At 75.0% G+C, this 23,538-nt stretch carries 21 protein-coding genes; 6 read left to right on the top strand and 15 right to left on the bottom strand.

Annotated elements, in window-relative coordinates; genetic code table 11:
* Window positions 1-46: 46 nt before the first annotated feature.
* On the bottom strand, window positions 47-946 hold the full coding sequence (locus tag HS045_RS21125; RefSeq protein ID WP_374191399.1) for an alpha/beta hydrolase family protein: 900 nt from the start codon (window positions 944-946) through the stop codon (window positions 47-49).
* Window positions 947-1,252: 306 nt separating this feature from the next.
* On the opposite strand from HS045_RS21125, the gene HS045_RS21120 reads away from it, so the two are divergent.
* Entirely contained in the window at window positions 1,253-3,667 is a 2,415-nt protein-coding gene (locus tag HS045_RS21120; RefSeq protein ID WP_196453187.1) for a bifunctional diguanylate cyclase/phosphodiesterase, read from the top strand.
* Between the two features lie 103 nt (window positions 3,668-3,770).
* On the opposite strand, the gene HS045_RS21115 is transcribed toward HS045_RS21120, so the two are convergent.
* Window positions 3,771-6,785 (bottom strand): LuxR family transcriptional regulator, encoded by a 3,015-nt coding sequence (locus tag HS045_RS21115; protein WP_196453186.1) that lies wholly within the window; start codon window positions 6,783-6,785, stop codon window positions 3,771-3,773.
* Between the two features lie 226 nt (window positions 6,786-7,011).
* Here HS045_RS21115 and HS045_RS21110 point away from each other — a divergent pair, with 226 nt between their 5' ends.
* Window positions 7,012-7,326 carry a hypothetical protein gene (locus HS045_RS21110; protein ID WP_196453185.1) on the top strand — a complete coding sequence of 105 codons (315 nt, stop codon included), beginning with the start codon at window positions 7,012-7,014 and terminating at the stop codon, window positions 7,324-7,326.
* Window positions 7,327-7,416: 90 nt separating this feature from the next.
* Here the strand turns inward: HS045_RS21110 and HS045_RS21105 are convergent, their stop codons facing one another.
* From HS045_RS21105 to HS045_RS21085, 5 genes are all read right to left on the bottom strand, one after another.
* A complete protein-coding gene (locus tag HS045_RS21105; RefSeq protein WP_196453184.1) occupies window positions 7,417-8,343 on the bottom strand; it encodes a hypothetical protein in 927 nt (308 codons plus the stop codon).
* A gap of 315 nt (window positions 8,344-8,658) precedes the next feature.
* Window positions 8,659-9,192 (bottom strand): DoxX family membrane protein, encoded by a 534-nt coding sequence (locus tag HS045_RS21100; RefSeq protein ID WP_196453183.1) that lies wholly within the window; start codon window positions 9,190-9,192, stop codon window positions 8,659-8,661.
* Between the two features lie 195 nt (window positions 9,193-9,387).
* Window positions 9,388-9,915, bottom strand: a complete 528-nt coding sequence (locus tag HS045_RS21095; protein ID WP_196453182.1) for a nitroreductase/quinone reductase family protein — start codon at window positions 9,913-9,915, stop codon at window positions 9,388-9,390.
* 76 nt (window positions 9,916-9,991) lie between these two features.
* Entirely contained in the window at window positions 9,992-11,479 is a 1,488-nt protein-coding gene (locus tag HS045_RS21090; RefSeq protein ID WP_196453181.1) for a hypothetical protein, read from the bottom strand.
* Window positions 11,480-11,530: 51 nt separating this feature from the next.
* Entirely contained in the window at window positions 11,531-11,998 is a 468-nt protein-coding gene (locus HS045_RS21085) for a hypothetical protein (RefSeq protein WP_196453180.1), read from the bottom strand.
* A gap of 279 nt (window positions 11,999-12,277) precedes the next feature.
* Between HS045_RS21085 and HS045_RS21080 the strand changes: the two genes are divergently transcribed.
* Together HS045_RS21080 and HS045_RS21075 are read left to right on the top strand one after the other, a co-directional pair.
* A complete protein-coding gene (locus tag HS045_RS21080) occupies window positions 12,278-12,880 on the top strand; it encodes a TetR/AcrR family transcriptional regulator (RefSeq protein WP_196453179.1) in 603 nt (200 codons plus the stop codon).
* 358 nt (window positions 12,881-13,238) lie between these two features.
* Window positions 13,239-14,981 (top strand): Calx-beta domain-containing protein, encoded by a 1,743-nt coding sequence (locus tag HS045_RS21075; protein WP_196453178.1) that lies wholly within the window; start codon window positions 13,239-13,241, stop codon window positions 14,979-14,981.
* A gap of 50 nt (window positions 14,982-15,031) precedes the next feature.
* Here the strand turns inward: HS045_RS21075 and HS045_RS21070 are convergent, their stop codons facing one another.
* The 8 genes from HS045_RS21070 to HS045_RS21035 all read right to left on the bottom strand — a co-directional run bounded on the left by HS045_RS21070 (window position 15,032) and on the right by HS045_RS21035 (window position 21,835).
* Window positions 15,032-16,690 (bottom strand): phosphoenolpyruvate--protein phosphotransferase, encoded by a 1,659-nt coding sequence (locus tag HS045_RS21070; protein ID WP_196453177.1) that lies wholly within the window; start codon window positions 16,688-16,690, stop codon window positions 15,032-15,034.
* Window positions 16,683-16,967 (bottom strand): HPr family phosphocarrier protein, encoded by a 285-nt coding sequence (locus tag HS045_RS21065; RefSeq protein ID WP_196453176.1) that lies wholly within the window; start codon window positions 16,965-16,967, stop codon window positions 16,683-16,685. The genes HS045_RS21070 and HS045_RS21065 overlap by 8 nt, the downstream gene beginning before the upstream one ends.
* 122 nt (window positions 16,968-17,089) lie before the next feature.
* Window positions 17,090-18,142: a zinc-dependent dehydrogenase gene (locus HS045_RS21060; RefSeq protein WP_196453175.1), complete on the bottom strand. Its 1,053-nt coding sequence runs from the start codon at window positions 18,140-18,142 to the stop codon at window positions 17,090-17,092.
* A complete protein-coding gene (locus tag HS045_RS21055) occupies window positions 18,139-18,594 on the bottom strand; it encodes a PTS sugar transporter subunit IIA (protein ID WP_196453174.1) in 456 nt (151 codons plus the stop codon). Before HS045_RS21055 ends, HS045_RS21060 begins: the two co-directional genes overlap by 4 nt.
* The gene (locus tag HS045_RS21050) at window positions 18,587-18,895 is read right to left on the bottom strand and encodes a PTS lactose transporter subunit IIB (RefSeq protein ID WP_196453173.1); all 309 of its coding nucleotides are present in this window, start codon (window positions 18,893-18,895) and stop codon (window positions 18,587-18,589) included. The genes HS045_RS21055 and HS045_RS21050 overlap by 8 nt, the downstream gene beginning before the upstream one ends.
* 3 nt (window positions 18,896-18,898) lie before the next feature.
* Window positions 18,899-20,068: a PTS mannitol transporter subunit IICB gene (gene mtlA / locus HS045_RS21045; protein ID WP_196453172.1), complete on the bottom strand. Its 1,170-nt coding sequence runs from the start codon at window positions 20,066-20,068 to the stop codon at window positions 18,899-18,901.
* A 67-nt stretch (window positions 20,069-20,135) separates the two neighbouring features.
* Complete coding sequence (gene pfkB, locus HS045_RS21040; protein WP_196453171.1) at window positions 20,136-21,077, bottom strand: 1-phosphofructokinase; 942 nt, start codon at window positions 21,075-21,077, stop codon at window positions 20,136-20,138.
* A complete protein-coding gene (locus HS045_RS21035; RefSeq protein ID WP_196453170.1) occupies window positions 21,074-21,835 on the bottom strand; it encodes a DeoR/GlpR family DNA-binding transcription regulator in 762 nt (253 codons plus the stop codon). The genes pfkB and HS045_RS21035 overlap by 4 nt, the downstream gene beginning before the upstream one ends.
* A gap of 224 nt (window positions 21,836-22,059) precedes the next feature.
* Here HS045_RS21035 and HS045_RS21030 point away from each other — a divergent pair, with 224 nt between their 5' ends.
* Together HS045_RS21030 and HS045_RS21025 are read left to right on the top strand one after the other, a co-directional pair.
* On the top strand, window positions 22,060-22,950 hold the full coding sequence (locus tag HS045_RS21030; RefSeq protein ID WP_196453169.1) for an NAD(P)/FAD-dependent oxidoreductase: 891 nt from the start codon (window positions 22,060-22,062) through the stop codon (window positions 22,948-22,950).
* A 119-nt stretch (window positions 22,951-23,069) separates the two neighbouring features.
* Window positions 23,070-23,342, top strand: coding sequence for a GlsB/YeaQ/YmgE family stress response membrane protein (locus tag HS045_RS21025; RefSeq protein WP_196453168.1), 273 nt, complete (start codon window positions 23,070-23,072; stop codon window positions 23,340-23,342).
* The last annotated feature ends 196 nt before the right edge of the window (window positions 23,343-23,538 follow it).

The following is a 23,538-nucleotide window of genomic DNA, read 5'->3' as shown; positions in this document are numbered from 1 at the left end:
CGCCCCGGAGCCTTCGCCGGGTGACGGGCTGCGCTCCGTACGGTCCTTAGTGGGGGCAGGAGGAGCGGTACTCCTCGATCCGCGTGCTGCGCCCGGGGGCGGGACACAGGAACTGGTCGTAGCGGAGGTCGTCGTCGACGAAGCGCTTCATCCAGGCGATGCTGTACTTGGCGAGCGTGCTGTTGGAGCTGTTCGGCGCGAAATGGCTGGCGCCGTTGAGCTCCAGGTACGCCTTCTCCTGAGCCGAGGACAGGCTGTTGTAGAACGGCTCGGCGTGCGAGCTCACCGGGGCGACCGAGTCGTTCTCGGCACCGATGATCATCGTCGGGACCTGGACGCTCCCCCAGCTCTTGTCCGTGTGCCACGGGGTGAGCGGGACGGCGGCCTGCAGGGACGGCCGGCTCTCGGCCGCCGCGAGGGTGCCGCCGCCGCCCATGGAGTGGCCCATGACGCCGATGCGGCCGGCGTCGAGCCGGCTGCGGACCGCGGGGCTGCTCTCCTCCGCCAGGTGGTCGGCCGCCGCCAGGAGCTGCCGGCCCCGGCTGTCGGGCTGGTCGGAGCGGGTGATGGTGTCGATGTTGAAGACCACGAAGCCGTGCGAGGCGAGCCGCTCGGCGAGCCAGGCCATGGTGGACCTGCTCGCGGTGAAGCCCGGCGCGACGATGACGCCGCCGAAGGTGCCCTGGCCGGTGTCGTTCGGGTAGTAGATCGTCCCGCCGCCGAAGCCGCTCGCCGAGAGGGAGGAGACGGTGGTGCTGGAGACGCTGAACGGACCGCGGGAGGCCTCCAGGGCGGCGCTCGTGGGGTTCGGGCCGCGTTCGTGGCCGGCGGCGGCGTGGGCGGTGGGGGCGATCGCGCCGGCGCCGCCGACGAGGGTCAGCGCCAGCGCCAGCGTGGCGACGGTGCGGGTCCGGCGGTTCGCGGGGGTCGGGGGGTGTGACTGCACGTCGGTTGCTCCCTGCTCGGAGGAGGGGACCGGGCGACGGCGTCCGGGTCGGAGGCCGTCCGGCGCGGAGCGTCCGCCGGGGCGGGCGCTCCGCGCCGCGGGGGGTTCCGCTGGTCCCCTCGAAACGTTGACAGGAAGTACTTTCGCTCTGTCAGGCGTCGGGTGCATCGGTGAAATCACCCATCCGTCCGCAACCGGGGAGAGCGCCCGCGGCTCCGGAGGCCGACGAATCCTTCACCTGCTTTGGTCAACTGCCGTTCCGGCGTGCCGATGAGGAGGAGCCAGATCTCACGGAAGGACCACTCCATGCGCCAGCCACCGTGCTCGACGCTCCGGCGGGCCCCGCATCGGGGCGACGCCGAAAGCCGGGCCACGCGGAGCTGGCTGGTGTACCTCCTGGTCGGCGGCCTGTCGGTCCTGCTCTCCCCGCTGCTGCCCGCCCTGCCGGCCGCCCTGCTCCAGGCCGGGGTGCAGGGGGCGACGGTCCTGGTCATGGTGGTCGTGATCCGGCGGCACGGGCTGAGCCGCCTGCGGCCGTGGCGGATGGTCGTCGCCGCCGCCCTCTCCGCCTGGCTGGCGACCGCGCTGGGCCGGGCGATCGGCTGGACGTGGCTGAAGGTCCCCCAGCTGCTGCACTTCCACACCGTCGTCACCCTCTGCGCCTCCCTGCTCGGACTCGCCGCCCTGGTGGCGCTGAGCCGACGCGGCCACGGTTCGCCCAGGTCGGCGCTGCTGGACGCGGGCATCATCACCGTGGGCGCGGCCATGCCCGCGTGGACCTTCCTGCTCCACCCCCTGCTGCACGGCGTCCACCGGACGGGCATCGATCTGGTCTTCACCGTCTCCACTCCCGTCATCGACCTGTTCATGCTGGGCCTGGTGGTGCGGCTGGCGCTCGGCAAGGGACGGGCCGGCTGGCTGGTCCTGGTGAGCCTGGCCTACGCCATGGTGGTCGTCTCCGACAGCGGCCACCTGCTCAACCTGGCCGCGGGCCGCCCGGACGGCGCGCTGACCCTGGCCGCCTGGATGGCGTGGCCGGTCCTGATCGGCGGCGCGGCGCTGCACCCCAGCTTCGCCGGGGCCGCCGAGATCGTGACGCCCGAGGTCGGCAACCGGGCGCGGGTGACCACGTTCCTGGCGTTGACCGTGGTCAGCCCGCTGGTCTCGGTGGCGGGGCTCGGCCTGGCCGGGGACGGCGTCCCGCGCCGCTTCCACGCCGAGATGGTGGTCATCGGGCTGACCGTGCTGCTCGCCGTCCTGCTGGTGGTGCGTCTCAACCTCGCCGCCCGGCTGGCCGAGGCGCGCGCCGTCGAGCTGGACCGCCAGGCCGAGCAGCTCACCGCGCAGGCGGACGAGCTGTCGGCCGCGCTGCGCCGCCAGGACGTGCTCCAGCGCCGCCTGGCCCACCGCGCCGCGCACGACCCGCTCACCGGCCTGGCCAACCGCACGCTGCTCGGCGAGGTGCTGCAGGAGGCGATCACCGCCCACGCGGCCCGGCCGGGCACGCCCCCGCCCGCGCTGCTCCTGCTCGACCTGGACGGTTTCAAGGACGTCAACGACACCTACGGCCACCCGGTCGGCGACAAGCTCCTGACCATCGTGGCCCGCCGGCTGCGCGGCCTGGTCGCCGGCGACCACGTCCTGGCCCGGCCCGGCGGCGACGAGTTCGCCGTCGTGCTGCCGGACGCGACCGTCGCGCAGGCCCTCTCCACGGCGCAGCAGGTCCTGACCGCCGTCCAGGCCCCCTACCGCATGGGCGAGCGCGAGCTGTACCTGACCACCAGCATCGGCGTGCTGGCCGAGGTCCCGGTGGACGGCGCCTCCGAGGCGCTGCGCGACGCGGACCTGGCCCTGTACGCGGCCAAGTCCGCGGGCAAGAACCAGATCACCGTCTTCGACAGCGGGCTGCGCGCCGCCCGGCTGGAGCACACCCGGCTCGCCACCGGCCTGCGGCACGCCCTGGCCCGCCAGGAGCTCACCCTGCTCTACCAGCCGGTCGTCGACCTGGCCACCGGCGACATCCGCAAGGTGGAGGCCCTGCTGCGCTGGACCCCCACCGGCGGTCCCCCGGTCCGCCCGGACGTGTTCATCCCCATCGCCGAGGAGACGGGTCTCATCATCGACATCGGCCTGTGGGTCCTGGAACGGGCCTGCGCCGACGCCCGCCGCTGGCACGAGGAGCACGGCATCACGGTGGCCGTCAACGTCTCGGGCCGCCAGCTGCGCGACGAGGGTTTCAGCGACGCGGTGCTGGGGCTGCTCGACCGCCACGAGCTGCCCGAGCACGCCCTGACCCTGGAGATCACCGAGAGCATGCTGCTGGCGACCACCGCCGCCGAGACCCGCCGCATCGTCGAGGTCCTGGCGGGGCTGCGCGCCCACGGGGTGAGCATCGCCCTGGACGACTTCGGCACCGGCTACTCCTCGCTGGCCTACCTGCGCACCCTCCCGGTGGACATCCTCAAGATCGACCGCTCGTTCACCACCCCGCTGACCGAGGCCGACCACCACCGCACCCGGGCCTTCACCAAGGCGATCCTGGAGCTCTCGGCCAGCCTGGGGCTGTCCACCGTCGTCGAGGGCGTCGAGTCGCGCGACCAGGCCGACGTGCTGCAGCAGATGGGCTCCCCGCTGGCCCAGGGCTACCTGTTCTCCCCGCCCGTGCCGCCCGCGCGGATCGACGACCTGCTGCGGATCGCCCCGTGGAAGAACGCCGCCTGACCGGCCCGCTGAACCGATCCGGGGATCGCGACGTCATCGAGGTGTCCCGGGAGGAGGGGGCGCGCACCCCCTCCTCCCGGCGGCGGGCCGCCGGCGGGCGGGCCTAGGAGAGCAGCCGGACCAGCTCGATGCGGGATCGGATGCCGAGCCGGGAGAAGATGTTCCTGAGGTGGTGCTCGACGGTGCGCGGGCTCAGGAAGAGCCGGGCGGCCACCTCGCGGTTGGTGGCGCCGTCGGCGACCAGCCGGGCGATCTGGAACTGCTGCGCCGTCAGGACCCGGGCCGCGGGCGCCTCCTCGGCCCGCATCCGCGCCTCGGCCGACCGGGCCCGGGCGCGCCGGGACGGCAGGGCCTCTCCCGAGGCGCGCAGTTCCCCCCGGGCCTGCTCGGCCCAGAGCCGCGCGCCGTACCGCTCGAAGGTCTCCAGCGCGCCGTGCAGGTGCTCGCGGGCCGCGCCGGGCCGCCGGTTGCGGCGCAGCACGCTGCCGAACAGCAGTTGCGTGCGGGCCGTCTCGAACCCGCAGGAGCCCCGCTCGTGCAGGTCCAGCGCCTCGCGGAAGCGCTCCTCGGCCTCGCCGGGGCCGGCCAGGAGCGCGTGGCAGCGCGCCGCCAGCGCCAGCCGGTCGGGGCTGCGCGTACTGCCCGTCCAGCGGTCGAGCACCACCAGGGCCGCCCGCGCGTGCTCGACGTCGCCGGTGCGCACGGCGGCCTCGACGAAGTGCGGGGTGGCCATGACCCGGACGACCGGATGGCCGCCCGCACCGCCGGAGCGGGCCGTGGCCCGCAGGCGCGCGGCGGCGTCCGCGTGGCGGCCCGCGGCGACGTCGAGGTGGGCCAGCGCCCAGGTGCCGAGCGCCCCGGCGATGCCCAGACCGTGGGCGTCGGCCAGCTCCATCGCGCTCCCGGCCCGGATCCGGCACGTCTCCTCGTCGCCCTGCACCGCGGCGGTCAGCGCGAGCCAGGCGAGGTGCTGGGCGGCGCTGGTGAGCCTGCCCGTCTCCTGGGCCAGCCGCAGGCCCTCCCTCGCGTTGGCCGCGACCGAGGCGTAGCGTCCCATCCAGAGTTCGGCCTGGATCAGGAACTCCAGCACCTGCGGCACCGTGGAGACCGCCCCCTGGGCGCGCGCGATGCCGATCGCCCGGGTGGACAGCCTCAGCGCCTGGGCGTCCTCGCCGAGCATGAGGCTGGAGACGCAGGCCCAGACCAGCACCGAGGGGTTGTCCACCGAGGGGGCCAGCTCCACGACGCGGCGCAGCGGTGCCGCGGCCTCCCGGTGCCGCCCGCGGAACGTCGCCGCCACGCCCGCGAGGTACTCGAACATCAGCTGCGTGGCGGGCGGGTCGTCCGGCCGCCGCAGCGCGGCGGCGCGCCGCGCGATGGCCATGAACCGGTGGTTGTCCCCGGCGAGGTAGGTCGCCTCGCTCGCGCGGATCAGCGCCCGGACGGCCTGCTCCCGGTCGCGGGCGAGCAGCCAGTCGGCCGCCGCCAGCAGCTCGTCGCAGGCGTCGCCGGTCTTGCCGCTGCGCAGCTCCAGGCTGCCCCGGACCAGCTCGGCCCGGCCCCGCACCTCCTCGGTGACCGCCAGGGAGTTGAGGCGGGCCAGCAGCGACCGGGCGCGCTGCGGCAGGCCCGCGTGCCAGGCGTGGCGCGCGGCGGCGGCCAGGCGGGCCGCCCGGACGTCACCGCGGGCGGTGAGCTCCGCGGCCCGCTCGAAGGCGCGGAAGGCCTCGGGGAAGCCGCCCCGGCCCCCGGCCCCGCCGGCCGTGCCGTCCGGTCCCTCGGCGAGCTCCTCCACCAGCGCGTCGGCCAGCCGCTCGGCGGGGCCGTCCAGCGCGGCCGCCCGGTGCCAGGCCCGCCGCAGGCGCTGGTGCTCGGCGTCCAGGACGCCGGCCAGCAGGCGGTGCGCCTCCCGCCGGCGGGCCGGGGAGGCCCCCGCGTAGACGACCGGGCCCATCGCCGGGTCGCGGAAGCCGTAGCGGTCGCCGGCCGTGCGGACGACGACGCCCGCCCGCTCGGCGGGCTCCAGCGCGGTGAGCGCGCAGCGGGGCTCGGCGGCGCGCAGCAGGGTGGCCGTGTCCAGGTCCGGGTCGGCCGCGAGCAGCAGCAGCAGGTCCGCGGTCTCCCCGGGCAACCGGGAGAGCCGGCCGGCGTACGCGCGCCACAGCCGCCCGTCCGGCGGCAGGGTCTCCGGGGGAGCGGCGGCGCCGCCCACCTGGTCGGGGGTGAGCGCGCCGACGAGTTCGCGGAGCGCGAGCGGGTTGCCGCGGGCGACCTCGGCCAGCGACGCCCGCAGCTCCTCGGAGAGGCCCGGCGGCGCCAGGTCGTCGAGCACCTGCCGGACCGCCTCCTCGTCCAGGCGGCCGAGGCGCAGCCGGGGGACGTCGCCGGGCGCGTCCCCGTCCCCGCCGCCCCCGTCCGCGGGGCCGCCCGCGCGGACGGCGGGGCCTTCGCCGTCGCCCGCCAGCAGCAGCGCGATCCGCTCCCCGCCCAGCCGCCGGGCGACGAAGAACAGCGCGTCGCGGCTCGGCGCGTCGAGGTGGTGCAGGTCGTCGACGCAGACCAGGACCGGGCGCCCCACGGCGAGCAGGAGGTTGAGGACGGCGGCGGGAAGCGCCAGGCCGCCGCCGGCCGTACCGCGCTCCAGCGCCTCGGCGAGCACCGCCGCCTGCGCCGGGGGCAGTGCGCCCAGCCGATCGGCGACCGGGCGGAGCAGCGCGTGCAGCCCGGCGTACGGCAGGCGGGCCTCCACCGCGGTGCCGCGGGTCCGCAGGACGACGAAGCGGTCCCCGTCCGGGCGGAGACGGGCGGCGTCGTCGCCGTCCGCGCTCCCGCCGGGATCCGGGACGCGGGCGTCCGTACCGGGGCCGGGGCCGGGGCCGGTGACGAGGCCGGCGGCTCGGGTGGTGCCGGGGCCGGGGCCGGCGGCAGGGGCGGGGCCGAGGGCGTCCGCGCAGGCGGAGTCGAGGAGCGCGGACTTGCCCGTTCCCGGGGCGCCCAGTACGAGCACGGCGCCGCCCGCCCCGCGGCGGGCGGCGCCGAGCAGTCGGCGCAGGGCGGCCAGTTCGGCGTCGCGACCGCGCAGGGGCACGGCCGGGGTGGCGGAGGACGGGGAGGACATGCCTCAGTGTTACGCCCGGATGTCACGGATGAGAAGAGCGGGTGACGGGCTCCCCCGGAGCCGCGGGCGTCTGCGCGACCGGTGCTCCCACCGGTGCGGACGGCCCCGGCCACCCGCCGGGCGCCTCCTCTCGGGCGGGGCGGTCCAGATCGCGGCATAGGCACGCATCGTTCGGGTATTCCCCCTGGTCAGGGGAACACCATCATCCGGAAAGCAGGGGGACGCGATGTCGGCACCGCTCCTGGCGGTTCTCGTGGCGGCGGGGATCGCCACCGGACCCGGCGCGCCGCAGGCGCGGCCACTGGACGCGCCCGCCGAACGGGCCTGCCGGATCCTGGCGGCCACCCACCACTCGGACGACGGCCGGAACGTCTTCACCGGGCTGGTCGCGGCCGCGCAGCACGCCCGCCAGTCGACGGTCCCGGCCGTCGCGGAGACGGTCGCCCCGCTCGGCCGTACCGGCCGGTCGATCGTGGCCTTCCGGCCGCTGGCCCGGATATGCGAGGCCGCGGGCATCGACGTCCCGGACCGTCCGGACTGACGGGCACGGGAGAGCCGGACCGTCCGAATCGACGGGCACGGGAGAGCGGGCGCGTCCGGCGTGCCGGACGCGCCCGCCCCCTCCCGTCCGTCAGGCGGCCAGGGTGCGCCAGGAGTCGTAGTGGTGGATCGCGATGCCGTTGAACGTCGCGTACGCGCCGACGGCCGTGTCCACCTCGGCCAGCACCGTGGTCATGTGCGCCGGTTCCTCTCCGGCGAAGGTGCAGTGGGGGCAGTCGTCCAGGGGAACGGTCTCGGCGGCCAGCCGGACCGGCCTGCCCGCGGCGGCTCCGCGGGTGAGCATGTCGGCGGCGACGTCGGCCATCGAGTTGGGACCGGTGGCGGTGTCGCGGTAACTCATGACGGTGACGGCGTTCACCTGCGCCAGGACCTGATCGGCCAGGACGGCGCCGGTCTCCAGGGGGATCTCGCCGTACCAGAACGGCACGTCGGCCTCCAGCGGCCGGGTGCTGTCGGCCTGCAGGACCTCCAGCATCCGGACGAAGGACTGCGCCAGCGTCTCCTGGTCGCTCTGCCAGGCGGGCAGCGCGTAGGGCTCCACGTCGACGTGGCTGCCGGCGAACAGCCCGGTGCCCAGCACCGCGCGCTGCCAGGCCCGCGCCGCGGCGTGGTCGGTGGCCCACTCCGGTTCTCCGCCCAGGGCGGTCAGGCGGATGCCGGCCGTGTCGGCGCCGCGCTTGAGCTCGCGCATCCGGGTCAGCTGGGCGGAGTTGGTGGGCAGGTTGGCGGGGGCGTAGGCGAAGATCTCCTTCACGTCCTGGTCGCGTGCCCAGGCCAGCACGTCGGCCGGGGCCGCGGTGGCGGAGTTCCACAGCCACATCGCCCGGGTGCCCGCCGGTACGGGTGCTGCGCGCGCCCCGGCCGGCGGCGGGGCGGCGAGGGCGGAGGCGGCGGCCCGGAGCGGTGGGGGAGTCGGCGCCGCGGCGGCCGGCACGGAAGGGGTGATCAGCACGGTGAGCGACAGGGCGGTCATGACCGCCCGGGTGACGTTGCACATGGTGTGCCTATGTCCGCTCGGTGAATGTGACGCGCTGGCGTATTTTTCACAAATTAGCCAAATGTGCGCCTGTTGTCCGGCGCCCGTGTGCTCGTCCGGCGCCCATGCGCGTCTGCCGCCCGGCGCCCATGCGCGTCTGCCGCCCGGTGCCCGGTGCCCGGTGCCCGGTGCCCGGTGCCCGGTGCCCGGTGCCCGGTGCCCGGTGCCCGGTGCCCGGTGCGGTGGTCGGTGGTCGGTGGTCGGTGGTCGGCACCTGCGCATGCGGCCGGCCGGCCCCGTCCGAGGACGGGACCGGCCGGCGGACGCGGTCGGGTGCTACTTGAGGAAGGGCTTGCCGCGCACCAGGTTGGTGGCGCCCCACTGGCGGCCCAGGCCCCAGGTGTCGCCGGCGTTGCTCAGCGCCAGACCGGCCAGCACGAGCGCGTAGATGATGTGGTCGTCGATGATCGGGTTGGTCTCCAGCGGGAGCTGGGCCATCCACATGAGCACCATCAGCAGGGCGCCCGTGACGGCGGCGACGCGCAGGCCGATGCCGAGGATCAGCGCGGTGCCGATCCCGAGCAGGCCGAGCATGAACAGCCAGTCGACCCAGCCCTGGCCGGCCAGGCCGGAGAACATGCCGCCGAGGGCGTTCTCGCCGGTGCCCTTGAGGAACCCGGAGGTGGGACTGCCCCCGTTGATCCAGGCCCGCTCGGAGGGGGTGGAGAATCCCAGGCCGAAGAGCTTGTCCAGGAAGGCCCAGAGGAAGATCCAGCCCAGGGCGATGCGGGTGATCGCCCACACCTTGGCGGCGGGGCCGTGGGCCGAGGTCGACCGGGTGTCGTCACGGTGTGTATGAATGCTCGCCATCGCGGATCCTTTGCCGGTGGTGTGTTCGGGTACGGGTGCCGGCCGCGGCCGGCCGCCGAGGCCGGCGGGCCGTGACCCGCTGCGCTCGGCGGCCGGCCGGTGACGGCCTCGACATCTGCTGTTTCGCCCTGCCCGCAATGATGGGCGTGAAACACCCGATAAGGCCTGTTCGTCGTGGTCGGACCGGTGGCGGGATCACATCGGCGATGCCGCCGGAGGGGCGGCGGTGATCCGGAAGACGGGGTGATCCGCGGCGATCGCCGCGAAGGCCTCCAGCGGGGAGTCGCGGGTGACCGGCACGTGCGGCCGGGCGCCGGGCGCCAGCGCCAGATAGCGACGCAGGATCGGCGCGCGCGCGCCGGCCTCGACCTCCTGGAGCACGACCGGTCGGCGCCCCCTCCGGTGCAGGACCGCCCGGCCGTCGGCGGCGCGGACGTTGCGGACCCAGTTGGCGTCCTCGCCGAGCATGGACACCAGGTACTCCTGGCCCTCGTGGTCGGCCACCACCACCGGTACCGCGATCATCCGGCCGCTGGAGCGGCCGCGCACCTCGAGCGTGACCGCCCGGCGGGGCACGAGCAGCCCCGTGGAGTGCTGGAGGGTGGCCACCCGGTTCATCGCCCGTGCCAGCAGATGAGGGCGGCCACCGCGGTACATCCACCGCTTCACCGCGTACAGCCGGTCGACGATGCCAGGTCCCCGGTGTTCCGATCGCTCCGTCATCGGACTTCCTTCCTTGTTCGTTTCCGATGGAATTCGCCGCGGCCTCCGTGCCGTCGCACCGCCGCGGTGCGGCGGGTCAGGGGCGCGTTTCGAGCAGCACCTCCGGATAGTCCCGCGCGGGGCCGTCCAGCAGCGGCGCCGGGCGGTTCCTCAGGTGCCGGTCGAAGAACGCCAGGCTGTAGGCGTTGAGGATGGCGTGCCCCCGCTCCGCGGGGACCGAGCCGGTGAGGCCGAGCAGGGACAGCAGCGGCGACCAGGAGGAGACGTCGGTGAAGTCGGCGTGGAACATCCCGGGTACGCGCACGAGGTAGCCGTCCGCGGGCCGCTTGGCGAAGACCGCCCGCATGCTGTTCTGGTGCTGGGCGACCTCTTCGGGCGACCAGCCCTCCCGCCGCATGGTGGCGGCGTCGCGGGTGATCCACATGCTCGGCCGGTCCAGGCCGTCGCGCACCACGCCGGGGGTCATCCGCGTGTCCATCATCAGGCAGGCGCGCAGCCGCGGCTCCGCCCGGCAGGCCTCACCGGTGACGATGCCGCCCAGCGAGACGCCGAAGGCGCCGATGCGGTCCAGGTCCAGCCGCCCGGTCAGGAGGCCGGCCGGGTCCGCCCGGTCCAGGGCGGTCAGCCGGTCCAGGACGAAGGCGACGTCACGCGCGAGCTGGGGGACGAGGCCGCCGTCGAGCGCCTGGCCGCCGGGCGCCGGGGCCGTGCCGGCCGGGTCGAAGCTCCGGTCGATCAGGGCTTTGAGCCGGTCCGGGGGCGGCGCGGCGGTGCGGCGCCCGTCGGGGAAGCGCACCGAGGCGGCGGCGTGCGGGTGGTCGACGGCCGCGACGACGTAGCCGTGGGAGACCAGGTGCTCGACCTGGAAGGTGTTCATCTGGCGGAAGCCCATCGCCCCCTCCAGGAAGATCAGCACCGGATGGCGGGACCGCTCCCCGACCCCGGCCCCGGCCACGGGCGCGGACGCGGAGGCGTTCGTCGTCACGTGGCGCAGGTGGGTGAAGGTGAGGCCCGGCGCCCCGGCCAGGTGCGCCATGGCCACGAAGACGTCGCCGTCCTGCACGTAGGGGGCGCGGGGCGCGGACGGCCCGTCGGCGGCGGGATACCAGATCTGCACCATCAGTTCGCGGCGGGCCCGCGGGTCCGCCGCGAGGACGTCGGGACGCCCGTCATCGGTCCAGTGGTAGGTCGCGGTGCCGATCCGGTGGGGACCGGCGGGCGGGGGGAAGGAGAACACGGGCAGCAGGATCGGCGCCGCCGCCGAGACGATCAGCCCTGCCGCGCCCAGCACCGCGGTGACGGCGGTGGCGAGCCGCCGGAACCGGGTGCGCCCGACCGGCCGGCGCGCCGGTGCGACGGCGCGCCGCAGCCATGCCGCGGTGACGGCCGCCGCCAGCGCGTAGGCGGGGATCACCTGCCAGCGCGGACCTTCCAGCAGCGCCTGGGCCACCGCCGCCGCGAGCGCGGCGGGCACCGCCCGCCGGAGCCCGCGCGGCACCGGGCCGACCAGGAGGAGGAAGGCCAGCAGGTCCGCGGTGACCAGCACCGCCTCCAGGGGCCTCACTCCGCCCGCCCGGTGAGACGGCGGAGCACGGCGCGGAGACCGGTCATCGGTTCAGCCCTGCCACAGGGGGTGATGGCTCCACACCGACCGCGTGGCCTCGATCAGCGTGGTGGCGTCGAACCAGCAGACGGCCAGTGCGCAGGCGCTCAGGACGCAGGCGGCGGCCGTCGCGCCCGTCGTCGGAGGCCTGCCCGGCGCCAGCAGCCACCACACGAGGGCGAGGACGGCCAGCAGCAGCGCCAGTGAGGCCACGCTCAGCGCGTCCGCCTGGTGGGCGTGCACCACGGCCGTCGCCAGTTCCCCGTCCGTGGTCCTTCCCGACGCCTTGAACGTGTCCAGGAGCGTGGACCCGGCGGTCGCGGCCCAGCCGACCAGGGCCATGTTGAGGACACCCGCGGCCAGCAGGGGGAGGCGCAGCCGGCGACGGGCCGTCGGCCGCCAGGCGTAGACCAGCGCCAGCAGGGCCGCCAGGGGGGCGGTGGCGATGACCAGGTGCCCCGCAAGTGCATGGGTGGGCATTGTCGTCTCGATTCCTCGGGCGGGATCCGCGACCGGATGGCGGATCGCCGCGTTCGCACGGTGGAGGTCGGGCACCGCCGGGCGGCCGGCGGACGCGCGGCGGCACCGGAGCGGTACGGGGCCGCACGGACCGGGTGGTCGCCGCGAACGGGACGGGAGCGGCGCCCCGCCGCCGTGCGGTGAGGGGCGGTTCCATCCTTCTGCCGATGGCATTTCATGTCAAGATGGCATGCACTGCCATCTAGCGGGTGTGGGCCAGATACGCGGTACGCTGGCACGGTGGCTCTGACCCTCCGCCAGCGCAACCGGCTGGCCGCGATGCACCACATCATCGAGACCGCGATCGACCTGTTCGACGAGCACGGCTACACCGCGGTCACCGTCGAGCAGGTGGCCGCGGCGGCCGGGGTGTCGCCGCGCACCTTCTACCGCTACTTCGGCACCAAGGAAGGCCTGTTCACCACCGACACCCACGCCGCCATCGGGCAGGACCTGCTGGCGGAGCAGCTCGACCTGGACGATCTCCCGGGCACGCTCGAGCGGATCGTCGCGAGCGTCCACACGGCCGCGGCCCCCTCCGGCGGGGCGGCGCTGTACACCCCCTGGTCCGGCGTGCGCTACGTGCTGGAGGAGCCGGCGGTGCGGGAAGCCGTGTACACCGCCCTGGACGACCTCAGCGAGCGCCTGACGGCCGCGTTGAGGTCCACGGGCGCCGATCCGACGCGGGCGCGCGTCGCCGTCCGCTCCTACCTGTTCGGCGTCTACTTCGGCGCCCTGGAGCAGTGGCACCTCGACGGCCGTGTCCGCCCGCTGCTGGACTACGTCAAAGAAGGCTCGGCGGTCCTGGCCGGGCCGTCCGGACCCTCAGGCTCCTCCGGGTGACCGCGGGCCGGTCCGCCTCCGGGTGATCTCATGCCGGGCCGTTCTCCGGGCTCGGAGCCGGGCCGCCCGTTCGTCCGGCCGTTCGTCCGTCCGGCCGTTCGTCCGTCCGTCGACAGGGGAGGACGGCCCGGCCGTTGCGGAGCGGCCGTCAATCTCAGCCGACGCTTTCGTCTTTTTTCGGCATATCTCCCATATTGCGCACATTTCGTGCAATGAGAGGGGGTGACTCCGGCCTTCGACCGGCGGAGACCGGTGCCGTCCTGCCCGCGATGCGGAAGCGGAAAGAGGAGGACGCCTGATGGGCGCTTCACCGGCGACTCCGGCACCGGTCCGGCCTCTGCGAGGGCGTCCCCGGTCGATGGCCGCACTGCTGGCCTGCCTCCTGGCGGCCGTCGCCGCGCTCGGGGCCCCTGCGCGCGCCTCCGCGCACGCCCCTGCGCACGCCTCCGCGCACGCCCCTGCGCACGCCTCCGCGCACGCCCCTGCGCACGCCTCCGCGCACGCCGCGGCGGACGGCACCGTCACGGCCTGGGGGTACGACCTCGACGGTCAGGCCGATGTGCCCGCGGGGCTGGACGGGGTGACCCAGGTCGCGGCGGGCTACTACCACAGCCTGGCGCTGAGGTTCGACGGCACCGTCACGGCCTGGGGGTACAACGGCGACGGCCAGACCGGCGTGCCCGCCGGGCTGGACGGGGTGACCCAGCTCGCGGCGGGCTACTACCACAGCCTGGCGCTGAGATCGGATGGCACCGTCACGGCCTGGGGCGGCAACGACCTCGGCCAGGCCGGCGTGCCCGCGGGGCTGGACGGGGTGACCCAGATCGCCGCCGGCGCCTTCTACAGCATGGCGTTGACGTCCGACGGCACCGTCACCGCCTGGGGCGATGACGTCCACGGCCTGATCGGCGGGGCCGCCGGGCTGACCGGCGTGGCCCAGATCGCCGCCGCTCCGTACCACGCTCTGGCGCTGAGGTCCGACGGCACCGTCACGGCCTGGGGCATGAACGTGGAAGGCGAGACCGATGTGCCCGCGGGGCTGGGCGGGGTGACCCAGCTCGCGGCGGGCTACTACCACAGCCTGGCGCTGAGGTCCGATGGCACCGTCACGGCCTGGGGCGGCAACGACCTCGGTCAGACCAGTGTGCCCGCGGGGCTGGGCGGGGTGACCCGGATCGCGGCCGGCAGCCACCACAATCTGGCGCTGAGGTCCGATGGCACCGTCACGGCCTGGGGCGGCAACGACCTCGGTCAGACCAGTGTGCCCGCGGGGCTGGGCGGGGTGACCCGGATCGCCGCCGGCAGCCACCACAATCTGGCGCTGAGCAGGTCGGCGGCGGCTTTCCAGCAGGCGGCCAGGACGGTCACCGAGAACGCCGGGACCGTCCCCCTGACGGTCACCCGCACCGGCACCGCGTCCACCACGGTCGGCTACGCGCACACCGGCGGGCAGGCCGCTCCCGGATCCGACTTCGTCCTCACCCCGGGCACGCTGACCTTCGCCCCCGGCCAGACCACCGCGGCCGTCATGCTGTCCGTCCGCGACGACGCCGTTCCCGAGGCCGCGGAAACGCTCACCATCACGCTCTCCTCGTCCGGCGCGGGCGCCGAGCTGAGATCACCGGTCACCATGACCGTCACCGTCGCCGCCAGCGACCAGCGCCCCGACGCCCTGATCAGCACCTCCGCGGGCTCCGGCTACGTGGGCGACAACGTCTACACCGCCGGCGCGTCGGCGGCGCAGACCAGGACGACGACGATGCGCTGGACCGGGCGGACGCTCAGACCGGGCGGCTTCTACGTCCGCGTCCACAACGACGGCACCACGACCGCCGTCATCGCGGTCAGGGGCGGACGCGCCGCCGCAGGCTCCACGGTCCGCTACTTCTCCGGCAACACCGACGTCACCGCCGGGATGCACTCGGCCTCCGGCCTGCGCGTCGCCCTGGCGCGCGGCGCCCACCGGCTGATCCGCGTCCAGCTGGAGCTCTCCTCCGCCGTCCGCCCGGGATCGGTCCGCCACGTCGCCGTCTGGGGGACCTGGAACGGCGACGGGACGCGGAGCGACCTGGTCAGGGCGGCGGTCAAGGTGGTCCGCTGAACGTCGTCCGCTGAACCGCCGGGGGACGGCCGGCCCGGCCGGCGGAGGGCTCACCGGTCCGCGGCGACCGCCGCCCTGGCCTGCGCCGGGTCGTCGACGTCCAGGGCGAGCCGGGCGTCGTCGCGGCAGTGCTGCAGCGTACGGCGGGCCAGCGCGTCCCGGACCGGAGCGAGGCCGGGCGCCGACATGGACAGACTGGTGATGCCGAGCCCGGCCAGCACGGGAGCCAGGAGGGGGTCGGCCGCGGCCTCTCCGCACACCCCGACCGGCTTGCCCGCCGCCAGCCCGGCCTGCGCGCACCCGGCTATCAGGGCGAGCAGGCCCGGCTGCCAGGGATCGAGCAGGTCGGCGAGTTCGCCGTGCTGGCGGTCGGCGGCGAAGGCGTACTGGCTGAGGTCGTTGGTGCCGATGCTGAGGAAGTCGAGCCGCTCCAGCAGCCGGTCCGCCCGGAGGGCGGCGGCCGGGACCTCGATCATCACTCCGACGCGGGTGATCCCCCGCGCCCGCGCCCGCGCGGCGAAGTCGTCCGCCTCGGCGACCGTGGAGACCATGGGCGCCATCACCCACGGCTGCGCGCCGCTCGCGCGGGCGGCCGCGGCGATCGCGTCGAGCTGGGTGTCGAGCACGCCGGGCCGCCCGCGGGCGACCCGCAGCCCCCGCACGCCCAGGGCGGGGTTGGGCTCCGGGCCCGGGTCGAGGAACGGCAGCGGTTTGTCCGATCCCGCGTCGAGCGTACGGACGACGACCTTCCCGCCGGGGAAGGCCCGGAAGACGGCTTCGTAGGCCGCGACCTGCTCGTCGAAGCCCGGCTCCTCCCGGCGGTCGAGGAAGAGGAACTCGGTGCGGAAGAGCCCCACGCCCTCGGCGTCCACCCCCGGGACGAGATCGGCGGCGGAGCCGATGTTGAGCAGGAGCTCGACCGGGTGCCCGTCGGCGGTCCGGCCGGGACCGCGGCTCTCCGCCTGCCGGAGGCGGTCGGCGGCGGCGAGCCGCAGGATCCCGGCGGCCTCCTCCTCCCCGATGCCGGAGCGGACCTCCCCGGTGGTCCCGTCGACCGCCGCCCAGGTCCCCTCGCCGAGGTGCGCGGCACCCGGACAGGCGACCACGGCGGGCAGGCCGAGGGCGCGGGCGAGGATCGCGGTGTGGCTGGTCGGCCCGCCCTTCTCGGTGACCAGGGCGAGCACGGTCCCGGTGTCGAGACCCGCGGTGTCGGCGGGGGAGAGGTCCTCGGCGACGAGGACGAAGGGGTGGCCCGGATCGGGCACGCCGGGCACGGGCAGGCCGAGCACCGCGGCGACGGCCCGGTTGCGGATGTCGTCCAGGTCGGCGGCGCGCTCGGCGAACAGGCCGCCGGCCGCCAGCAGCGCCTCCCGGTGACCGGCGCAGGCGGCGTCGAGGGCGTGGACGGCGTCCATCCCCGCGGCGACGTTCTCCTGCACCGATTCGATCAGGCCCGGGTCGGCGGCGATGAACGACTGCGCCTCCAGGATCGCGCTCGCGGCCGGATCGGCCGCCGCCGAGGCGCGCGCCGCCAGTTCGGCGGAGACCGCCTGCAGCGCGCGCAGCGCCTCCGCGAGCTCCCGGTCCGGATCGGCCGCGCGGACCGGGTCCGGGAGCGGGAGCGGGCCCGCCATCCGCGCGATTCTGCCCGCCGCCCGCCCCGGCCCGACCCCGAGGCCGCGCAGCGTCCCGGCCGCGGTCTCAGGCATCCGGTGCCTCCTCGGCGTCGAGGTCGCGGCTCAGCAGTCCGGCCAGGGAGTCGAGCGCGGCGTCCGCGCCCGCTCCCTCGGCCTCCAGGACGACCTCGGCGCCGTGCCCCGCTCCGAGGGCCATCACGGCGAGCATGCTGGTGGCGGGGACGGATCTGCCCGCGCCGAGACGGATCCGCACCGGCACGTCCTGCGCCGCAGCGGCCTGCACGAAGAGCTTGGCGGGCCGGGCGTGCAGACCGGTGCGCGAGGCGATGACGACTGTCCTTTCCGGCATGTCCGGATTTCCTCTCTGGCGAGGTGGGGGTGGGGTCTGGCGTGGGGGGTGAGCCGGTGCGAGGGGCGGGCCGGCCTGAGGGTGGAGCGGGTGTCGGGGGGTGGGGGGTGGAGCCCGGCGGCTCAGGGCTCGACGGTGACCTTGATGGCCTCGCCGCGGCTGACGATGTCGATCCCGTCGAGGACCTCGGGGAGCGACAGCCGGTGGGTGATCAGGTCGGCCACCGGGACCGCTCCACCGGCGATCAGCTCCAGCGCCTGGGCGTTGTGCGCCGGACTGGACCCGTTGGCGCCGACGATGGTCAGCTCCCGGTAGTGCACCAGGTTGGAGTCGCACCGGATGATCGGGTGGTCCTTGGGCAGGCCGCCGAAGAAACTGATCCGCCCCTGCCGGGCCGCCATCCGCAGCGCCTGCTCCTGGGCCGCGCCGGCGGCGGCGGCGGTGATGACGACGTCGGCGCCCCGGCCCTCGGTCAGCTTGAGGATCTGCTCCACGGCATCTCCGGCGGACCCGGCGGCCCCGGGACCGCCGCCGTGCACGGCGGCGTCCGGCCGGACCAGGGCGGCGGCGGCCTCCAGCCGTCCGGCGTTGACGTCGACGAGGAACACCCGGGCGGCGCCGCGCGAACGCGCCAGCCGCACGTGCAGGCAGCCGATGGGGCCCGACCCCATGATCACCACGTCGTCGCCCTCGCCGACCCGGGCCAGCTCCTGGCCGTTGAGCACGCAGGCGAGCGGTTCGGCGACCGAGGCCTCGGCGAAGCCGACCCCGTCGGGGATGCGGTTGACGCCGTTCACCGCCAAGACCTTCGCGGGCACCACCATGTACTCGGCGAACCCGCCGTCGTAGTGGTAGCCCATCGACTCCTGGTTCGGGCAGACCGTCATCCGGCCCCTGCGGCACTCGCCGCACGTCCCGCAGGGGATCGCGGCGATCACCTGCACCCGGTCGCCCGGAGCCCACGCGCCGGTCCCGTCGACCACCTCGCCGGCGATCTCGTGCCCCATGACCCGGGGCGGCCTGATGTGGTGGTGGCCGTGCTTGAGGATCTTGGCGTCCGTGCCGCAGGTGGAGCAGTTGCGTACGCGGATCTTGAGCTCGCCGGGCCCGGCGACGGGCTCGTCGGCGTCCTCGACCCGGATGTCACCGGGGGCGTGGAAACGGGCGACCTTCATTCTTCTTCCTCCTCTATGGGTTCCAGCAGATTGAGCACCTCGGCGACCTCGTCCGCATCGCGGAGGGCCCGGGCGCGGTCGGGTTCCATCAGGATCCGGGCGAGCGCGGAGAGCAGCCGCAGATGGCCGTCGCCGCGGGCGGCGATCCCGACGCAGACCGTGACCCGCTCGCCGTCCCAGTCGACGCCGTCGGGGAAGCGCAGCACGCACAGGGCGTCGTGCCGGACGGCGTCCTTGGCCGTCAGGGTGCCGTGCGGGATGGCGACGCCCTCGCCCATGTAGGTCGAGACGCTGCGCTCACGCTCCAGCATCGCGTCGAGGTAGGAGGCCTCGACCGCGCCGACCTCCATCAGCACCCGGCCGCACTGCAGGATCGCGTCGTCGCGTCCGGTCGCCGCGGCGTCCAGCCGTACGGCGCGCGGGTCCAGGGGGAGCGGGACGGCCTCAGCCACCGACGGTCCCGCCCTTCTTGATGGTGTCGATGAGCCGCGTCACCGCGGGGTCGCCGATGAAGACCTGGAAGGGGACCAGCACGGTGCCCGGGGCCGAGGCCCTGGCCCGGTCGGCCAGCCCCGCGTGGCAGAGCACCACGTCGGCGTCGCCGGGGATGGAGTTGACCGGGGTGTGCACCACCTCGATCTGCTGGCCCTTGAGCTGGCGGCGGACCTGGGTGGCGAGCATGACGCTGCTGCCCATGCCCGCGTCGCAGGCCACGACGATCTTCCGGATGTCCTTGCTGTCGATGCCGGTCACGGCTCATGCCTCCTTGGATGTGGGTGCTGCGGCGGTCGCGGCCTCGGGGGCGGCCCCCTCCGGGGCTGTACCCGGCTCGGTCGCGGTGCTCGCGTCCGGAGCCTGCTCGGCGGCCGGGTCCTGCTCCTGGCCCCGGCCGAAGCCCAGCAGCACCGCCGCGACCGCGAAGGAGACCGCCGCGGCGACGAGGATGCCGGCGCCCGAGGCGAACCAGCCTCCCTTGGGGGTGACCGCGAAGTAGGCGAAGACGCTGCCGGGGGACGGCGGAGCCACCAGGCCGCCGCCGGTCAGGATGAAGGTGAAGACGCCCGCGGCGCCGCCGGCGATGACCGCGAGGATCATGCGCGGCTTCATCAGGACGTACGGGAAGTAGATCTCGTGGATGCCGCCGAGGAAGTGGATGACGATCGCGGCCGGGGTGCTGGGGCGCAGCGCCCGGGGGCCGAAGAACATGAAGGCCAGCAGCAGGCCGAGGCCGGGGCCGGGGTTGCTCTCCAGCATGAACAGGATCGACTTGCCCTGCTCGGCGGCCTCGGCCACGCCCAGCGGGCTGAGCACGCCGTGGTTGATGGCGTTGTTGAGGAACAGCACCTTGGCGGGCTCGATCAGGACCGAGGCCAGCGGGAGCAGGTTGTTGCCCACCAGCCAGCCGACGGCCTCGCCCGCCGCGCTGGTCACCGTCTCGATGATCGGGCCGATGCCCCACACGCCCAGCAGCGCCATGGCGCCGCCGATGATGCCGGAGGTGAAGTTGTCGACCAGCATCTCGAAGCCGGCCCTGGTCCGCTCCTGGGTGAAGCCGTCCACCAGCTTGATCAGGTAGGCGGCGAGAGGGCCGACGATCATGGCGCCGAGGAACATCGGCACCTCGGCGCCGACGACCACGCCCATGGTGGCGATCGCGCCCACCACGGCGCCGCGCTGTCCGTGCACCATCCGCCCGCCGGTGTAACCGATCAGGACGGGGAGCAGGACCTTGACCATCGGGTCGACGAGGGCGGCCAGGCCCTCGTTGGGGAACCAGCCCGTGGGGATGAAGAGCGCGGTGATCAGGCCCCAGGCGATGAAGGCGCCGATGTTCGGCATGATCATTCCGGCGAGGTGGCCGCCGAAGCGCTGGATGGTGGCTCTCACCCCGGTCCCCTGGACGGTGGGGGTGTAGTCAGTGCTCATGTGATTGGTGCTCCTTCCGGGGCGACCGGCGGGGGTGTGCCGGTCAGGGGGTGGTGGGGCGCTGCTGTCAGCCCCCGGCCTGCAGCGGCAGGGCCGGATCGGCGGTGAAGGTGCGGACGTGGTCGCGGCGGATGTCGGCCGGGCCGGGCATCCGGCTGCCGGGCAGCCCGACGGCGGCGGTCGCCCAGGCCAGTGCCTCGACCAGGGCGGCCTCGCCTCTGGCTCCGGCGGCCAGGAAACCGGCCAGCATGGCGTCGCCGGCGCCGACGGTGCTGCGGGGTTCGGCGACCGGGCCCTCGCCGTACCAGATCTGGTCGCCCTGGAGCAGGACCGCGCCGTCGGCGCCGAGGCTGGCCAGGACGGTCTCCGCTCCCCGGGCGCGCAGCACCGAGGCGGCCTCGATCGCGTCGCCGAGCGTGGTGATCGCCCGGCCGGTCGCCTCGGCGAGCTCCTCCCGGTTGGGCTTGACCAGCGCGGGGCCCGCCGCCAGGGCCGGCAGCAGCGCGGGTCCGCTGGTGTCGACCGCGACGAGGATCCCCGCGCGGGTGAAGCGGCGGCACAGCCGGGCGTAGATGTCGACCGGGACCTCCGGGGGGAGGCTGCCGGAGGCGACCACCCAGTCCGCCGAGTCCGCCGCGCCGAGCACCGCCTCGGCGAGGGCGTCCAGCTCCGCGGAGGACAGGGCCGTGCCCGGCTCGTTGATCTTCGTGACGGTGCCGTCGGGCTCGGCCAGCGTGACGTTGGACCGGGTCGGCCCGGCGACCGGCACGGTGACCATGTCGATGCCCTCGGCCGACAGCAGGGAGACGAGCCGCCGCCCCTCGTCGCCGCCGTAGGGGACGACCGCGCAGGAGCGGACGTCGTTGGCCAGCAGCGCGCGGGAGACGTTCACCCCCTTGCCGCCGGGGTCGAGGTGGGTGTCGGTGGCGCGGATGACCGCGCCGCGGGTCAGCGTCCCGACATCGATCGTCCGGTCCAGGCTGGGGTTGAGGGTCAGTGTGACGATCATGCCCGCACCACCTCGGGGCCGGAGGCCGCGATCTCGGCCGCCAGCGCGGCGTCCAGGCCGGTGTCGCTGATCACGAGGTCGATCTCCGCCAGCGTGGCGAAGCGGGCCAGATAGGTGTTGGTGAACTTGGTGTGGTCGGCCAGCAGCACGCTCCGCTGTGCGGCGCCGATCATCGCCCGCTTGATCGCGGCCTCGGCCGGGTCGGGCGTGGTCAGGCCCTTGGCCACCGAGCAGCCGTTGGCCGCCATGAACGCCACGTCCACGTGCAGGTCGGCCAGCGGGCGCAGGGCCCAGTCGTCGACGGTGGCCAGCGTCCGTCCGCGTACCCGGCCGCCGATCATGATCACATTGAGGCCCGGCCGGACGGCCAGGGCGGTCGCCAGGGGCGGGGAGTTGACGATGACCGTGAGCTCCCGGTCGGGGGGCAGGGCCTGGACCAGCCGGGCGGTGGTCGTCCCGGCGTCGATGATGACCGCGCCGTCCTCCGGGAGTTCGGCGAGGGCGGCCTTGGCGATGCGCTCCTTCTCCGCGGTCAGCACCTCGTCCCTGGCGGCCAGGGCGGGTTCGAAGCCCAGCCGCTCTACGGGGATGGCGCCGCCGTGCACGCGCCGCAGCACCCCGACCCGCTCAAGCGCGGTCAGATCGCGGCGGATCGTCTCGGTGGTCACGGCGAACTCCTCCGCCAGTGCCATCACGTCCACTCGCCCGGCCTCTCGGGCGCGCCGCAGAATTTCCTGCTGCCGCTCCTCGGCGTACATGGTGTTGATTCACCGCCGTTTCCGTGTTGTTTCGTATTTGTTTACACCCGTATGTGTGGGAGCACAAGAGGCCAAGGCAGGGCAGTTCGCCGGGCCGTCCCGCCGCCCCCGTGCGGGAGCCGGGCCGGGGCCGAGCAGGGGAGATCGTCCGCCGCTCGTCCCCTCCTGGCTTCCGCCCTCCCCGCGGGAGGTGACGGGCCGCCGCAGGGGGGCAGGAGAGCGGCATGCAGCACTATGACGTCGCGATCATCGGCGGCGGGCCCGCCGGACTCACCGCGGCCATGACGCTCAGCCGGTCCCTGCGCCGCGTCGCGGTGCTGGAGTCGCCGGCCGACCCGCGCAACGCGTGCTCGCACGGGGTGCACGGCATCCTCGGCCTGGACGGCGTGAGCCCCGCCGAGTACCGCGGCCGCGCCTGGCGCGACCTCGCCCGGTACGGCATGGCCGAACTCCTCGAGACCGAGGCCGCGGACCTGGTCCCCGGCCCGGGAGAGGAGGACGGGTTCGAGGTGGTCGCCGAGCACGGAGGTCCGCTCTGGGCCCGGCGGGTGCTGCTCGCCACGGGGATGACCGACGTCCTCCCCGAACTGGAGGGGTTCCGGGAGTGCTGGGGCGCGACCGTCATCCACTGCCCCTTCTGCTCGGGCTGGGAGAACCGCGAGCGCGCCTGGGGGGTGGTCACCGCCGACCCGGAGTTCGCGGCGAAGGCGCCCCGGGCGTTCGCCGCCTGGAGCGACGACGTGATCGTCTTCACCGACGGGGCGGCGCCGGAGGGCGATCCCGGCGTGGAGACGGTCACCGGGAGGATCCGCGGGCTGCGCCACGACGGCGGCGACCTGCGCGCGGTCGAACTGGACGACGGCGCGGTCGTCGAGCGGGGGACCCTGCTCTGGCAGCTCGACCAGCGCCCGGTCCCGCTGGTCTCCGGCCTGGCGAGGAACCGGGGCCTGGTCCTCCGCGAGGACTGCTACGTCAAGACCGACGGCTCCTGCCGTACCAGCGTCCCGGGCCTGTACGCCGCGGGGGACACCATCACCGAGACGCAGGGCGCGATCGAGTCGGCCGCGAGCGGCTCCACCGCGGCCTTCCAGATCATCGAGGACGAGACGGCGTGAGCGGAACCCCGGTGCGGCCGGGCATCAAGAGCCGCCGCGAGACCGTGATGCATCCGTGATGTGTCGGCCCCCCGTGCCGGGGCAGTCGGAGGGCGGCTCGAACGAGAGGGAGTGGGAACATGACAGCCACCGGCATCATCACCGCCATCGTCATCGGCGCCATCATCGGGGCCCTGGGCCGCCTGGTCGTCCCGGGACGGCAGGGCATCCCGATCTGGCTGACCGTCGTGATCGGCATCGTGGCCGCGCTCATCGGCACCGCCATCGCCGGGGCCTTCGGCGTCGCCAGCACCGGCGGCATCGACTGGATCGAACTGGCCCTGCAGATCGCCGTGGCCGCCGTCGGAGTCATCCTGGCGGTGAGCCTGTACGGCAGGCGCAGCGTCCGGTAACCGGCACCCGTCCCGGCGGGGACACCGCACGGACCCGCGCACGGCCCCGGTCCCGGCTCCCCGGGACCGGGGCCGCGGCCTGTCCGGGCGACACCAGGGACGGCCGGCCCGGGGCGCCCGTCGGCGGCCCGGCCGCGGTCGTGCACCCGGGCGGTCCGCCGGCACCCGGGCGGTCCGCCGCCGGGTCCCGCGGGGC

The sequence above is a fragment of the Planomonospora sp. ID82291 genome (assembly GCF_015711645.1).
GTDB lineage: Bacteria > Actinomycetota > Actinomycetes > Streptosporangiales > Streptosporangiaceae > Planomonospora.
The sequence above is the reverse complement of the archived record's forward strand: the minus strand, read 5'-3'. Positions and strand labels throughout refer to the sequence as shown.